The sequence below is a fragment of the Pseudomonas sp. NPDC088414 genome (assembly GCF_044753325.1).
Lineage (GTDB): Bacteria > Pseudomonadota > Gammaproteobacteria > Pseudomonadales > Pseudomonadaceae > Aquipseudomonas.
Genome location: NZ_JBIVMY010000034.1, coordinates 47,472 through 62,302, shown reverse-complemented (window position 1 = coordinate 62,302; position 14,831 = coordinate 47,472). Strand labels below are relative to the sequence as shown.

Annotated in this window: 13 protein-coding genes; 8 read left to right on the top strand and 5 right to left on the bottom strand. The window is 59.2% G+C overall.

Annotated elements, in window-relative coordinates; genetic code table 11:
- The 5 genes from ACIP8I_RS22835 to msrA all read left to right on the top strand — a co-directional run.
- A partial coding sequence (locus ACIP8I_RS22835) for a transketolase-like TK C-terminal-containing protein (protein ID WP_400764151.1) occupies positions 1 to 673 on the top strand: 673 nt, incomplete at its 5' end.
- 11 nt (positions 674 to 684) lie between these two features.
- Positions 685 to 2,652 carry a dihydrolipoyllysine-residue acetyltransferase gene (aceF, locus tag ACIP8I_RS22830; protein ID WP_400764149.1) on the top strand — a complete coding sequence of 656 codons (1,968 nt, stop codon included), beginning with the start codon at positions 685 to 687 and terminating at the stop codon, positions 2,650 to 2,652.
- Between the two features lie 279 nt (positions 2,653 to 2,931).
- Positions 2,932 to 4,329, top strand: coding sequence for an alkaline phosphatase D family protein (locus ACIP8I_RS22825; RefSeq protein WP_400764146.1), 1,398 nt, complete (start codon positions 2,932 to 2,934; stop codon positions 4,327 to 4,329).
- A gap of 253 nt (positions 4,330 to 4,582) precedes the next feature.
- Positions 4,583 to 7,279, top strand: a complete 2,697-nt coding sequence (locus ACIP8I_RS22820; RefSeq protein ID WP_400764143.1) for a putative bifunctional diguanylate cyclase/phosphodiesterase — start codon at positions 4,583 to 4,585, stop codon at positions 7,277 to 7,279.
- Between the two features lie 210 nt (positions 7,280 to 7,489).
- Positions 7,490 to 8,155: a peptide-methionine (S)-S-oxide reductase MsrA gene (msrA, locus tag ACIP8I_RS22815; protein ID WP_108592094.1), complete on the top strand. Its 666-nt coding sequence runs from the start codon at positions 7,490 to 7,492 to the stop codon at positions 8,153 to 8,155.
- 151 nt (positions 8,156 to 8,306) lie between these two features.
- Here msrA and ACIP8I_RS22810 read toward each other — a convergent pair whose 3' ends face one another.
- Together ACIP8I_RS22810 and ACIP8I_RS22805 are read right to left on the bottom strand one after the other, a co-directional pair.
- Positions 8,307 to 9,146 (bottom strand): 23S rRNA (adenine(2030)-N(6))-methyltransferase RlmJ, encoded by an 840-nt coding sequence (locus tag ACIP8I_RS22810; protein ID WP_204894362.1) that lies wholly within the window; start codon positions 9,144 to 9,146, stop codon positions 8,307 to 8,309.
- 316 nt (positions 9,147 to 9,462) lie between these two features.
- Complete coding sequence (locus ACIP8I_RS22805; protein WP_400764139.1) at positions 9,463 to 9,663, bottom strand: hypothetical protein; 201 nt, start codon at positions 9,661 to 9,663, stop codon at positions 9,463 to 9,465.
- Positions 9,664 to 9,746: 83 nt separating this feature from the next.
- On the opposite strand from ACIP8I_RS22805, the gene ACIP8I_RS22800 reads away from it, so the two are divergent.
- The 3 genes from ACIP8I_RS22800 to ACIP8I_RS22790 are packed head-to-tail and all read left to right on the top strand — an operon-like array spanning position 9,747 to position 11,316.
- Positions 9,747 to 10,331 (top strand): PAAR domain-containing protein, encoded by a 585-nt coding sequence (locus ACIP8I_RS22800; RefSeq protein ID WP_007967327.1) that lies wholly within the window; start codon positions 9,747 to 9,749, stop codon positions 10,329 to 10,331.
- Positions 10,331 to 10,903, top strand: coding sequence for a type VI secretion system amidase effector protein Tae4 (locus tag ACIP8I_RS22795; protein WP_400764136.1), 573 nt, complete (start codon positions 10,331 to 10,333; stop codon positions 10,901 to 10,903). Before ACIP8I_RS22800 ends, ACIP8I_RS22795 begins: the two co-directional genes overlap by 1 nt.
- Positions 10,900 to 11,316, top strand: coding sequence for a hypothetical protein (locus tag ACIP8I_RS22790; protein ID WP_007967323.1), 417 nt, complete (start codon positions 10,900 to 10,902; stop codon positions 11,314 to 11,316). Before ACIP8I_RS22795 ends, ACIP8I_RS22790 begins: the two co-directional genes overlap by 4 nt.
- Before the next feature lie 68 nt (positions 11,317 to 11,384).
- On the opposite strand, the gene ACIP8I_RS22785 is transcribed toward ACIP8I_RS22790, so the two are convergent.
- The 3 genes from ACIP8I_RS22785 to ACIP8I_RS22775 all read right to left on the bottom strand — a co-directional run bounded on the left by ACIP8I_RS22785 (position 11,385) and on the right by ACIP8I_RS22775 (position 14,743).
- Entirely contained in the window at positions 11,385 to 11,702 is a 318-nt protein-coding gene (locus ACIP8I_RS22785) for a hypothetical protein (protein WP_007967321.1), read from the bottom strand.
- A 331-nt stretch (positions 11,703 to 12,033) separates the two neighbouring features.
- Positions 12,034 to 12,738, bottom strand: coding sequence for a DUF4123 domain-containing protein (locus ACIP8I_RS22780; RefSeq protein ID WP_400764157.1), 705 nt, complete (start codon positions 12,736 to 12,738; stop codon positions 12,034 to 12,036).
- Positions 12,728 to 14,743: a type VI secretion system tip protein VgrG gene (locus ACIP8I_RS22775; protein ID WP_400764133.1), complete on the bottom strand. Its 2,016-nt coding sequence runs from the start codon at positions 14,741 to 14,743 to the stop codon at positions 12,728 to 12,730. Before ACIP8I_RS22775 ends, ACIP8I_RS22780 begins: the two co-directional genes overlap by 11 nt.
- Positions 14,744 to 14,831: the final 88 nt, after the last annotated feature.

Here is a 14,831-nt window from a genome sequence, read left to right as displayed (position 1 = left end):
TCAGGCTGTGATAATTCAGGACTGCATGAAGAAGATGACCGAAGAACAACAGGACATCTTCTACTACATCACCGTGATGAACGAGTCGTACCAGCAGCCAGCCATGCCGGCCGGTGCCGAAGAAGGCATCAAGAAAGGCATGTACCTGCTCGAAGAAGACACCCGCGATGCAGCGCACCATGTACAGCTGATGGGCTCCGGCACCATCCTGCGTGAAGTGCGTGAAGCGGCGAAGATCCTGCGTGAAGAGTTCAACATCGGCGCTGACGTATGGAGCGTCACCAGCTTCAACGAACTGCGTCGCGACGGCCTGGCCGTAGAGCGCAGCAACCGTCTGAAGCCTGGCCAGAAGCCCAAGCAGAGCTACGTTGAAGAGTGCCTGAGCGGCCGTAAGGGGCCGGTCATTGCCTCTACCGACTACATGAAGCTGTTCGCCGAGCAGATCCGTCAGTGGGTACCGTCCAAGGAATTCAAAGTCCTGGGCACCGACGGTTTCGGCCGCAGCGACAGCCGCAAGAAACTGCGTCATTTCTTCGAAGTCGACCGTCATTTCGTGGTGTTGGCAGCCCTGGAAGCACTGGCTGACCGTGGTGATATCGAACCTAAAGTGGTGGCCGAGGCCATCGTCAAGTTCGGTATCGACCCGGAAAAACGCAACCCACTGGACTGCTGAGGAGACATTTTGTGAGCGAACTCATTCGCGTACCTGACATCGGCAGCGGTGAAGGTGAAGTAATTGAACTGTTTGTGAAGGTCGGCGACCGTATCGAAGCCGACCAGAGCATCCTGACCCTGGAATCGGACAAGGCCAGTATGGAAGTGCCGGCCCCGAAAGCCGGCGTCATCAAAAGCCTGAAAGTGAAGCTGGGCGACCGTCTGAAAGAAGGCGACGAACTGCTTGAGCTGGAAGTCGAGGGCGCCGCGCAAGCGGCTCCTGCGCCTGCCGCTGCACCGGCGGCAAAAGCTGAAGCCAAACCGGCTGCCGCGCCTGCTGCCGCTGCTCCTGCGCCAGCCGCTGCCCCTGCTGCCGCTTCGGTGCAGCAAGTGCACGTGCCGGACATCGGTTCCTCGGGCAAGGCGCAGATCATCGAGATCCAGGTCAAGGTCGGCGACACCGTCGAAGCTGATCAATCGCTGATCACCCTGGAATCCGACAAGGCCAGCATGGAAATCCCGTCGCCTGCCGCGGGCGTGGTCAAGGCCATCAGCGTCAAGCTCAACGACGAAGTCGGCACCGGCGACCTGATTCTGGATCTGGAAGTGGCAGGTGCTGCGGCCCCTGCTGCGGCCGCTCCGGCTCAGGCTGCTGCGCCAGCCGCTACCGCTGCGCCTGCTCCTGCGGCAGCCCCGACTGCTCCAGTGGCTGACAGCGTTCAGGACATCCATGTTCCGGACATCGGTTCGGCCGGCAAGGCCAAGATCATCGAAGTGTTGGTCAAGGCTGGCGACAGCGTTGAAGCCGACCAGTCGCTGATCACCCTGGAATCCGACAAGGCGAGCATGGAAATTCCATCGCCTGCCGCTGGCGTGGTGGAAAGCATTTCCATCAAGCTGGACGACGAAGTCGGCACTGGCGACCTGATCCTCAAGCTGAAAGTCAAAGGCGCAGCCCCTGCTGCTGCCCCGGCTCCAGCTGCCGCCGCTGCGCCAAGCGCTCCGGCACCAGCCGCTGCGGCTCCGGCTGCCGCTGCACCTGCTGCTGCCGCTCCGGCTGCTGCTCCGGCCAAGCCTGGTGCCAAAGTTCACGCCGGCCCGGCCGTGCGTCAACTGGCCCGTGAGTTCGGCGTCGAGCTGAGCGCTGTTGGCGCCAGCGGTCCGCACGGTCGCATCCTCAAGGAAGACGTGCAGGTTTACGTCAAGGCGATGATGCAGAAGGCCAAGGAAGCGCCGGCTGCTGGCGGCGCAACCGGTGGCGCGGGCATCCCGCCGATCCCGGTCGTGGACTTCAGCCGCTTCGGTGAAATCGAAGAAGTGCCGATGACCCGCCTGATGCAGGTCGGCGCTGCCAACCTGCACCGCAGCTGGCTGAACGTGCCGCACGTGACGCAATTCGACTCGGCGGACATCACCGAGCTGGAAGCGTTCCGCGTTGCGCAGAAAGCCGTCGCAGAGAAGGCCGGCGTCAAGCTGACCATCCTGCCGCTGCTGCTCAAGACCTGTGCGCACCTGCTCAAGGAACTGCCGGACTTCAACAGTTCGCTGGCGCCAAGCGGCAAGGCGATCATTCGCAAGAAGTACGTCAATATCGGCTTCGCGGTCGACACCCCGGATGGCCTGCTGGTCCCGGTGATCAAGAACGTCGACCAGAAGAGCCTGCTGCAACTGGCTGCAGAAGCGGCTTCGCTGGCTGAAAAAGCCCGCACCAAGAAGCTCTCTTCGGACGAGATGCAAGGCGCCTGCTTCACCATTTCCAGTCTTGGCCACATTGGCGGCACCGGCTTCACGCCGATCGTCAACGCGCCGGAAGTGGCGATCCTCGGTGTTTCCAAGGCAACCATCCAGCCAGTCTGGGACGGCAAAGCCTTCCAGCCGAAACTGATGCTGCCACTGTCGCTGTCCTACGATCACCGCGTGATCAACGGCGCTGCTGCTGCACGCTTCACCCAGCGTCTGGGCAGCCTGCTGGGCGACATCCGCACCATCCTGCTGTAAAGCGTTCGGCCCTCCGGCAACGGAGGGCCGATCGCGTTCCACGTTTTCGAGTGCCACACGCTCGTACCTCAACCCCGTCAGTTTGGCGGGGCTTTTTTTGCCCGCAGAAAAGTTACAACGCCTTTATTCCTACAACGTCGGTCTACTTAAGCCACGAGTCCAGTCCACTTTGTGCCGATATTTTTTATCCACCGACAACTAACCTTGGCGCCACAAGTTAAACGAACAACTTGTTTAAACCAACCGTCATTCAAGTAATCAATTCGAATGGATTCGAACATGTTAAAACCAACTGTCGGCCCGATTATTGGCCATGTAACAACTAATCATGCACGCATCTTCATGCGCGGCGACTCGCAAAACAATGCCACGGTATTTGCCGGCCTGCGTTATCGAAAACCGGGCAGCACACAATGGTCAAGGGGCCGTTTTGCCCGTTTGAGTGCATTACGCGATCTCTGCCACGTCTTCTCTTTGAATGAACTGGACAGTCATTGTGAGTACGAATACCAGACGGGCTGGTTCAGTCCCATGAGCCCGGTGCATACCGTCGAAAGCATCGCCGAATTGCCTTTGCAATGGCCGCGCGAGATCTACCGCTTTCGCACCCGCGTCAGCGACGCCGTGCAGCCACGCGCTTACATCATCGGCTCCTGTCGCTACCTGCGCATGACCGCCGGCATTGCTTCCCTGCCCCAAGTTGGCGACCGCATATTCGCCTCGATCAATCAGTTGATCGAAGGCGCCGAGCCGCCGATCAGCGCTACCCTGATGACCGGAGACCAGATCTATGTCGACGACCTCAACCTGATTGCCCCGGATCGCGAATACCAGGACATCCTCGATAAATATCGCGCGGCGTTCTCGCAACCGAATATTCAGCGACTGATGTCCGGCACTTCGACTTACATGATCCTCGACGATCACGAAATTGAAGACAACTGGCCGGCTAACGCCAGCAAGTCCGATCATGAGTTATATCGCAATGCAATGGCGGCGTATGAGTTGTATCAAGCCAGTCATAGTCCGGCGCATGAACTAACCGTTGATGGCGAGATTAATCATTCGAAACTGGCGCATTACTGGTATCAGTTCAGCGATGGCGATATTGAATGGTTTGTCACTGATAGCCGTACTCGGCGCAACCTGGCTGCTGATGATCGACGCATCCTGGACAGCGAGCAGGAACAGGCCTTGGTCGCCTGGCTGAGCACCAGCAAGGCACGGGTTAAATTCGTGGTCACCAGCGTGATGTTTTACCCGGATCGCAAACTGCACGGCGACGATGCGTGGAAAGCCTTCCCGGAGCAGCGCCTGCGCCTGCTGGAAACCATCCGCACCCGAGGCATCAAAAATGTCGTGTTTGTCTCGGGCGATGTGCATGGCTCGCTGACCTCGCGCCTGACGCATAGTGAAGACCCGGATTTCGAAGTCCACACCATCGTTTCCTCGCCGCTGTGCAACAGCAAGCTGTTGCCCTATGCCAAGGCGTCGACGTTCATCCTCGATCAACCGCTCGCGCGCACGGCCGCGGGCGATTATCAACATGAGTTGACCAGTGCGGTGGTCAGCGAGGACAACTTCGCACATGTGGTGGTTGAGACTGATCATATTTTGGTCAATTACCATGACCGGGATGGCAAGCAGCTGCAATCGATCAGCCTGAAATTACGTTGAAATCTTAAAAGATCGCAACCTGTGGCAGCTCCTACATCGGTATGCATCCCCTGTAGGAGCTGCCGCAGGCTGCGATCTTTTGCTCTTTTCAATCCCCCACTGGAGAAATGCCCCGAGCAGCCGACATATTCTTATAGCACTTGGCCTTCATCTCTCTTGTCAGTCGGTGCCGCAATGATGCAACCTTGCCGCAGGCAACAGTAAAGAGGGCGAGAGCCCGGCGCGTTCAGCATATTTCCAAGCGAGTTCCTTCATGAAGAGCCAACCCGATGCCGCCAGCCGTATGGCGGCCGAGGTAGTGACGCAGTTGCCTGTGCCCTCGCGGCTCGGCATGCTGCGTTTCGAGCGCTTGAATGAAGCCAGCTGGGCGATGCTGTTTCTTGACCCCAACTGCGAACGCCAGTTCGGCCAGCCGGCCGTCGAGCTCTGTGCACTGGTCGGCTCACCGTATGCCAGCCTGATGGAGCCCGAAGCGCGCTATCAGTTGCACGACGCCATCCAGCAACAACTGCGCGACGGCCCGCATTATCTGGTGCGCTACACCCTGCACACCGCCGCTGGCGTGCTGAGCATCCTCGAACTCGGCGAAGCCTACAAACAGCACAATCGGCACCTGTTGCGCGGTTATCTGCTGGCGGTCGACAACGTGTTCGACGAAGCCCCCGCGCTGCCGTCCGTCGACCTCGAAACCCAGAATTCACGCCTGCAGATTGCCCTCGAACTGAACCAGCGCGCCCAGCAGGAACAACTGCAGCACCTCGATCGGGTGCGCGCCCAGCAGGATCTGATTCTGCTGCTGGCCCGCCAGCGCTACAGCAGCCACAACTCGCTGCAGGAAGCCGCCGAACTGATCACCCGCTGCGCCTGCGATATCTATGAAATCGACTGCGCCAGCCTGTGGAACCTCGAAGGCAATCTGCTGGTGCCGATTTCCGCGTATCACCGCGCGACGCAGGAATACATCCTGCCCGAGGTGATCGACATCAGCGGCTTCCCCGACTACATGGAAGCGCTGCACGGCAGCCGCGCCATCGACGCGCACAATGCGATGCGCGACCCGCGCACCCGCGAGATGGCCGAAGCCCTGCGCCCGCGCGACGTCAACGCCATGCTCGACGCCAGTATCCGCGTCGACGGCCAGGTGGTCGGCGTGCTGTGCCTGGAGCAGACCGGCGTCACCCGCGCCTGGCAGTCCGACGAAATCGCCTTTGCCGGTGAGCTGGCCGACCAGTTCGCCCAGGTCATCAACAACCACAACCGGCGCACCGCCACCAGCGCCCTGCACCTGTTCCAGCGTGCGGTCGAGCAAAGTGCCAACGCCTTTCTGCTGGTCAATTGCGACGGCGTGGTCGAGTACGTCAACCCAAGCTTCACCGCGATTACCCAGTACTCCACCGAGGAAGTCCACGGCCAGCGTCTGTCGGAACTCCCGGCCCTGGAGAACCTCAGCGAGCTGCTGTTCGACGCGCCCTCGGCGCTGGCCAAGAGCAACAGCTGGCAGGGCGAATTCAAGAGCCGTCGGAAAAACCTCGAACCGTACTGGGGCCAGTTGTCGATCTCCAAGGTGTATGGCGACAACCGCGAGCTGACGCACTACATCGGCATCTACGAAGACATCACCCAGACCAAACTGGCGCAGCAGCGCATCGAACGTCTGGCGTACACCGACAACCTGACTAACCTCGGCAACCGCCCGGCGTTTATCCGCAATCTGGACGAACGCTTCGCCCGCGATAGCGACACCCCAATCAGCCTGCTGCTGGTGGACATCGACAACTTCAAGCGGATCAACGACAGCCTCGGTCACCAGACCGGCGACAAACTGTTGATCAGCCTGGCCCGGCGTCTGCGCAACAGTCTGAGCCCGAGCGGCAGCCTCGCGCGCTTCGCCAGTAATGAATTTGCGGTACTGCTCGACGACACCGACCTCGCCACCGGCCAACAGATCGCCAACCAACTGCTGGCAACCCTCGACAAACCGATGTTCGTCGACAACCAGTTGATCAGCGTCACCGGCTCCGTAGGCCTGGCTTGCGCGCCGCTGCACGGCCGCGATCCGCAGACTCTGATGCGCAACGCCGGGCTGGCCCTGCATAAGGCCAAGGCTAACGGCAAACATCAGGTCCAGGTGTTCACCGAAGCACTCAACGCCGAGGCCAGTTACAAGCTGTTCGTCGAGAACAACCTGCGCCGCGCCCTGACCCAGAACGAGCTGGACGTGTTCTACCAGCCCAAGCTGTGCCTGCGCAGCGGGCGCCTGCTGGGCATGGAAGCGCTGCTGCGCTGGAACCACCCGGAGCGCGGCATGATCCGCCCGGACCAGTTCATCAGCGTCGCCGAAGAAACCGGCCTGATCATCCCGATCGGCAAGTGGATTGCGCGCCAGGCCTGCCGCATGAGCAAGGCCCTGACCGCCGCTGGCCTGGGCAATCTGCAAGTGGCGATCAACCTCTCGCCGAAGCAGTTCTCCGACCCGGATCTGGTCGCGTCCATCGCCAACATCCTCAAGGAAGAAGCGCTGCCGGCCAATCTGCTCGAACTGGAGCTGACCGAAGGACTGCTGCTGGAAGCCACCGAAGACACGCACTTGCAGCTCGACCAGCTCAAGCGCCTGGGCCTGACCCTGGCCATGGACGATTTCGGTACCGGTTATTCGTCGCTCAGCTACCTGAAGAAATTCCCGATCGACATCATCAAGATCGATCGAAGCTTCATCCACGAAATCCCCGACAACCAGGACGACATGGAAATCACCTCCGCGGTGATCGCCATGGCCCACAACCTGAAACTCAAAGTCGTGGCCGAAGGCATCGAGACCGCCGAGCAACTGGCGTTCCTGCGTCGCCACCGCTGCGACGTCGGCCAGGGCTATCTGTTCGACCGGCCGATCCCCGGCGCCGAGCTGATCCAGGCGCTCAAGCGCTACCCGCGCGGGCCGCTCTGCCTCTAAAAACACCGCTGATCCCTTGTAGGAGTGAGCCTGCTCGCGATAGCGGTATTTCAGTAACAAATAAGCTGGTCGACCTACCGCTATCGCGAGCAGGCTCACTCCTACAGTGGGGGCGAGTACCCGCACATTTTGGGTAGTGATTAAACGGGCATCATTGGGCACACTGGCGGTCTGACTTTTTACATCCCATCCTGACTGAGAGGAACGATCATGGTTCTGCGCTCGGAAATTCTGGTGAACAAAAACGTGCTACCGACCAAAGATCAAGCTCTGCCCGGCCGCGAAACCGCGATGACCCTGCCTGAGAAGCACTTCGTCTTCGAAGAAACCCCATTGCTCGGCCCGTTCTTCCAGGACGTCGACTTCGCCATTTTCGGTCTGGGTTGCTTCTGGGGCGCTGAACGCCGCTTCTGGCAGCGCGAAGGTGTGGTCAGCACGGTGGTCGGCTACGCCGGCGGCTACACGCCGAACCCGACCTACGAAGAAGTCTGCTCGGGCCTGACCGGCCACGCCGAAGTGGTGCTGGTGGTGTATGACAAGGCCAAGGTCAGCTATGAAGAGCTGCTGGCGATGTTCTGGGAACTGCACAACCCTACGCAGGGCATGCGCCAGGGCAACGACATCGGCACTCAGTACCGTTCGGTGATCTACGCCACCTCGCCTGAGCAACTGGACGCGGCGCTCAAGAGCAAGGCGGTGTATCAGGCTGAACTGTCGAAGGCGGGTCTGGGCGACATCAGCACCGAGATCGAGCAGGCGCCGACCGTGTACTTCGCTGAGGCGTATCACCAGCAGTATCTGGCGAAGAACCCTGAGGGTTATTGCGGGATTGGCGGCACCGGTGTGTGCATGCCAGCGAGTCTGGCGGGTAACTGACTTAAAACTGTGGCGAGGGAGCTTGCTCCCGCTGGGGTGCGAAGCGCCCCCAAAACTGGTGAACGCGTTCTTCAGGAAGAACCGGCTCTCCGATTTTACGACTGCTGCGCAGCCGAGCGGGAGCAAGCTCCCTCGCCACAAGTTCTGCGACTCAGCTTTCAGCAATCAACCAATCCATCTGCCACCCACCCTGAGTCTGCCCAAGCTTCTTCGACAACCACGGCAGCAGTTCACGCAATTCTTCCTCCAGCCCCCACGGCGGATTGGCAATCGCCATCCCGGAGCCGTTCAAGCTGTTCGGCGTATCCAGCGGATGCACCAGCAGCTCCACGCGCAGCAACTTCGGCGCGCCGGTACCGGCCAGATCCTGATAGAACCGGCGCAACGCACGCTGATCCTTCACCGGGTACCAGATCGCCGCCACGGTTTGACGCATGCGGCCAATCGCTTCTTTCAGCGACGCCGCACACTTTTGCATCTCATCAAGCTGCTCGAACGGCGGATCGATCAACATCACCGCACGCTTCTCCTGCACCGGCAACATCGCCCGCGCCACATGCCAGCCCTCGCCCAGATGCACCTTGACCCGACGATCACCGGCCATGTTGTCCTTGAGCAGCACGCCGTCTTGCGGGTGCTTCTCGTTGAGCATCACCCGGTCCTGCGGCCGGGTCAGACGCCGCGCCAGCTCCGGCGAACCCGGGTAGTAACGCAACTGGCCATCCGGGTTCATCTCGTGCAGCACCTTCATGTAATCGGCGGTCAGCGCCGGCAGATCCGGCTGATCCCACAACCGCGCGATGCCTTCCAGGTATTCGCCGGTACGGTTGGCCTGATCGCCCTGCAGGTCATACAGACCGATACCGGCGTGCGTGTCGAGATAGGCAAACGGCTGCTCCTTGCGCGACATCAGGGCGATGAGGCGGGTCAAGGTCAGGTGTTTGAACACATCGGCGTGATTGCCGGCATGGAAGGCGTGACGATAATTCATGGCTGCTCCTGCGAAGGGCGCAAAGTTTACCTTTTACCGGGCGGCAAGTCAGGGGTTGGCGGCCGAGCGGGCCTCAACAGCAAAGATCGCAGCCGTCACGCAGCTCCTACACGGGATTGGCGTTCCCCCCTGTAGGAGCTGCCGAAGGCTGCGATCTTTTGCCCTTGCCTTGTGGCGAGGGGATTCATCCCCGATGGGCTGCGAAGCGGCCCCAGCATCTCAATCCCCCATTTCATCTGACACCGCGACAACCGGGTTGCGGCTGCTACGCAGCCGAGCGGGAGCAAGCTCCCTCGCCACAAAAACGCTCTCAGGCTTAAAGGGACAGGTTGCCGAGGCGCTTGCCGATGACATCCAGCACATCGCAGCCGTCACGCAGCGGAATGGCGCAGAGCATGGCGAAGTCGCTGAGGATGATCGAGTCGCATTCGACCGAGCCGCGCATGCACATGTTTTCCAGCACCTGCGGTAGTTTTGGGCGGTCTCCCGCAACTCTATGAGCAACATAAAGAAACATCTCCCTCAGGATAACCGTCGTCTCACGAGCGAAGGGAGTGCGAATATCCGCTCCACTGAAAACTTGTAAAGAGGGAAATTTACATGGGAAGGAAAGTGGTCGGAATCGGCGCGCCTACATCAACTGGTGGTGTGGTTCTGGAAGGAAACGTTGGAATCAACATTGATTACGCGGTGAGCACTTCATCCATCGGCCACATGGCAAGTTGTCCTGTATGCCCTCCAGGCAAAGGTCCCATCGTAGCTGTCGGCCCACGAACAATCACTTTACCGGCTGGCCTGGTTGCACTTGAGGGCGACTATGTCGCGTGTGGCTGCCCGCCAAAATCCAACACTGTTCTCTTTGCTCAATCCTCTGTCTTTGGTGGCGGGGAACATAGCGCTGCGAGCTTTTCTCCCATCGTCCCTTTGATCCCTGAACCGAAGAGCATCCAGCGCATAACGTTCTCGTATGGAGAAAACCAGACACCCGTCGATTCGATATCGCGCTTCTATTGCGACTTGAATATTCATGTGAAAACTTCCGGCTATTTACCGGGAGAGACCGTGGCTGTAACGATCAGCGGTACGACAGAAAAAAAACTGACCGGGACGGTGGGGGCAAAAGGCATAGCGATCATTCCAAACGCTTTTCAAGGTGAATTCTTCGACATGGAAGGAGAAGTCTAGTGGCTCGGCTCAATATCAGTGCCGGTGGCGTAACCTCAAACATAGTTGTCAAAAGACCAAAATTCAGCACCCTATGGACTGCCTACGCAGAGGTCGGCCTCAAAAACTCGATTGATGTTTATGCACTGGTTGGAGGTAATGTCGAAGCGGCCAGAGCAGAAAAGCCTGATGCTTACGCGAACGCTTGCGCCCTTAGAATAAGTAGAGGATTTAACTATGGCGGCTACAAAATCCCGAAAGGAACGATCATTCCCAGCAAATCCATCTATCGCCTTGCCGGCGCAGACCAACTCCCGTACATCATGAAGGTCGCAGATTTCCTTGCCTTCCTGAAACACAATTGGGGGGCTCCGGATCATGAATTGAAACTCAGTGAGGCTGACTTCATCAATGGCAAGAAAGGCGTGATTATTATGGAAATCACCGGGTGGACCGACGCGACCGGTCATGCGACCTTGTGGAACGGTAGCTCCACCGGAGACAACAGCGACTACCATCGCCCGAATAGCCACACTTATGATCGGCCAGACGTAAAACTCGAAAAAATCAATTTCTGGGAGCTAAAGGGATGAAATTCCAGCTATTCATTGCGGTAGGCATTCTTGGCGCATCTGTAAATGCCTTCTCAAGTGAAGCAGATCTAACCACCGCAAGAGTTTCATTGAAGAATTACGGCCTCGCCAACTGCATATCAAATCAATTCAAGAGTGAATCAGATATCAAATCGGATCTCGGCCTCGCTATTGGCGCTTACTCCGTAATGGGCAAGGGACAACACGCGATATTGCAGAACGAAGACACGCTTGAAGTCATCCATGATCCCTATGTGGAAACAGAGAAATACGTGGCGGATGCTTACGCCAAGACTTCTTCAACCAGCAAGCAATCTGGAAAAAATATCGTGTTCTATTCTTGCCTTGAAATTTACAACTCCCCTGCATTCGACGCCTTTATCAAGTCACAAGATCAGTATCTGCAGAACTAAATTCTTCTCAGCAGGCTAGTGATCCTTCCATCGATAGAGGCTGGAAGGATCTATTCATAATTGTGACGTTAAGGCATCGCGCTCAAGCGTTTGCCGATCACATCCAGCACATCGCAGCCGTCACGCAGCGGAATGGCGCAGAGCATGGCGAAGTCGCTGAGGATGATCGAGTCGCACTCGACCGAGCCGCGCATGCACATGTTTTCCAGCACCTGAATCACGGCGCGGATGCGGTGGTTGGCGGCGTCCATGAGGATGTCGAGGGGGACTTGGGTGTCGATGAACAGGGTGGGCATGTCGCTGCAGTTGCCGGTCAGGGCCATGAAGCGGGCGTCGGGATGGGGGATGATTTTTTCGTAGGGTGGGTCGGGTTTCAGCGCTGTCATCTATTGAACCTCTAGTAGTGAAATGAGCTTCCACCATCTCCCTCCTACAGGTTTGGGTGGCAGCCATGCGCGGGGTAGGAGAACCGAGACCAGAGAACTCGGCCACGCCGAAGCATGCCCGCGCATAACCGCCGCAAATGATCTTACGGACGCACATAGACTGCCGCAAACCGGGCGACGACGTTTATGCGCTCTTCTAGTATCAGGGCTCCTACACCCTGTCGCCGCATCTGCGGTGACAATGCAAGACTATCCCTGCTACCCAACGCCCACCAGTTCATGAAAGCCGCCGCAACTCGAAGGAAACGTCCGAAGCCTTCGCCCGGAAAACTCACTCCAGTTCTGCCAGCAAATACTCCACCAATGCCGATTGCGACGATTCTTCCGACGTTGAAATCTGAAAAAACCGCCCGACCTTGCAGCGCAGCACAGGCTCGGGAAAACCCTCGAACAATGCGGGAAGCTCCTCGCTTAGCCATTGCACCGCATTGCCTGTGCGGACTTCATCCCCCGCCGAAGCCAACACCGGTTCAGGCACTTTCCACCAAGGAAACACACACCCCGATACCTGCGCCCGCCCCCCGACATCCAAGGCCTGGCCATTGATGAGTGCACGTGAAATCACCGGCAACAGCTGCGCCGCATCCACTGCATCGGACTGCAAGATCGGCAACATAAACCGCCCATCCCAAAACCGAAAAAACACCGCTGTGCCGTCCGGCATCAGCACTTGAGTCAGGCTGCGAAAGTGCTCGACCAGCACTTCAAGGCTCGCGGAAGACACTGCCAGCCAACCCCAGTCGCGAGACTCGGTAGAGGCCACCCAATCGAGAAGCTCACTGCCCGCCGCGACAATTCCCACGAAGGGCATCACCGCGTCCCACTCGGCGTAGATCGTGTCCGCCCAGATCGGGCTCGGTGCAACCAACGGAGGCCTGGCGTCGCTGGCATTACTGAAAATCGCGAACAGTTGCTCCGCAGGTTTCAGCGGCTCACGCGCCAGCCACGCTGAAGGCGTCAGGCACTCAGGCCGCACAGACACCGTCCTTGCAACGCTCACACTCTTCGCAGAATGGCGCATCACCTTTGAAGCTCATGATTTGTGCGGCGGTGAGCATGGCCGCCGGTGCCGCTGCAAGTTTCGCCGGCAGTCCCGGCACACTCGGTGCCGCGCTCATCGCAGCCATCGGCGCGCCACCGACCTGGATGGGTACGCTGCTGAAGATCCCGCCGGGGCCGATGTTGATCCACTGCCCGCCGGCCTGAATGGTCGCGCTCGCGCCGCCGTCGATCACCACTTGCTGGCCGGCACTGAGGTGAATTTGCGCGCTGGCGCTGGTCGCCTGATTGCTCACCCGAATATGCCGGTCACCCGCAACCGTCAGGTGATCGTCCTGCTTCACTTCGGTCTGGCGCTGGCCGTGGGTGATGCGCTGCTCGTCAGCCTTCAACTCATGTTTCGCCAGGCCCGTGACGACGACGCTGCGCTGGTTGTCGACCTGCAGTTGTTGGTCATGCAGCACATGCTGGGTCCAGTTGCGCTGGGCGCGCAGGTAGATTTCTTCGGCGCCCTGTTTGTCCTCGATGCGCAATTCGTTGTAACCGCCGCCACCCGGACTGCTCTGGCTGCGGAAGATGCTGCGGGTCTTGTCTGCCGGCAGGTCCAGCGGCACTGGGGTCGCGGCATTCGGCAAACAGCCCATGACCAACGGTTTGTCGGCATCGGCGTCGATGAAACCGACCAGAACCTCCATCCCGACCCGCGGGATCAGCACGCTGCCGTAATGGTCATGGGCCCAACCCGTGGCGACACGCAGCCAGCAACTGGAATGCTCATTCAATTCGCCATCGCGATCCCAGGCCAGTTGCACCTTGACCCGACCGTACTCGTCACAGTGAATTTCCGTGTCCTGCGGCCCGGTGACGACGGCAGGTTGATAGCCGAGCATCCGTGGTTTTTCCGGGCCGAGAGCCGGGCGGAAGAACACGTCCCACGGCGTGGCAAGAAAGGTATTACGGTAACCCTGGAATGCTTCCCCATCGCTGGTGACCGATTCCTCCAGCACTTGCGGCTGTCGCCCATGGTGCTCGATGGCGGTGAGCAGCCACAGGTCATTCCAGTCCTGTCGCGGATGCTCGGTCAGTTGCAGGAAATGTCCGCAAACCAGTGCGGATACGTCGCTGACGCCCTCAGCCTGACGGTAGTCGGCGACATGTCGCTCAAGCGCGCGCTGCGCCAGGTGCTTGCCGGTCTCCCGGTCGTTGAACTGGCCGGGAAAGTGATAATCCTCGAGCACCGGACGTTGCTCGCTTTCGCTGCGGTTTTGCAGTTGCAGGCGCGGCTTTTCAAAGTTGTAGTCACGCCGGGTGACCACGCTGGTGCGGGTTTCCACCCGGACATTGAAGCGCTGGATGGCCGGCGCCGCAGACGCCATGCCGCTGCCCGGCAAGTACAGCGTTGGTTCGGCCAGGCGCGGGAACACCGTCTGATCGTCGCCGAACACCAGCACATGCCCGTCGGGACTGTGCTGAAAATGGTAATGAATGCCGACCTCGGCACACAGGCGCTGAATGAACGCCAGATCACTCTCGGCGTACTGCACGCAATATTCACGCACCGGGTAGTCACTGCCGAGGCGAAACTCGAAGGCATCGCGCAGGATAGCGTGATCCTTGAGGATGCGCGCAACGATCTGCGGCACCGTCTGATGCTGAAAAATCCGCTGATTGGTGCGGTGGCCGAGGTAAGTCAGACGCGGCACAAGGCTCAGGTGATAGCGTGTCAGACGTTTCCCGGAATCCCCCTGCCCGACCCGATAAATCTGGCCGTGGATACCGCCGCCATCGGCCTCGAAACTCAGAAACGCCTGACGGTGCAACAGGCTTTCGAGGTCCAGATCCGGTCGTTCACTGACCAGTTCCAGCTCGAAACGAAAGGGTTGGCTGATGGCTTCCTTGCCCGTGAACTCAAGGACTTTGAGATCAAATTGGGCGCCTTCGAAGGTCAACGTGAAACGCGGTTGATTGGCAGGCGCGAACATCCGGTGTGTCTCTGCAGAATGAGGGCGGGCGATTCTGCATGAGGGGCAAGGGATGTTGGGTGGGTGACAGAAAAATCAGATTTGCCCT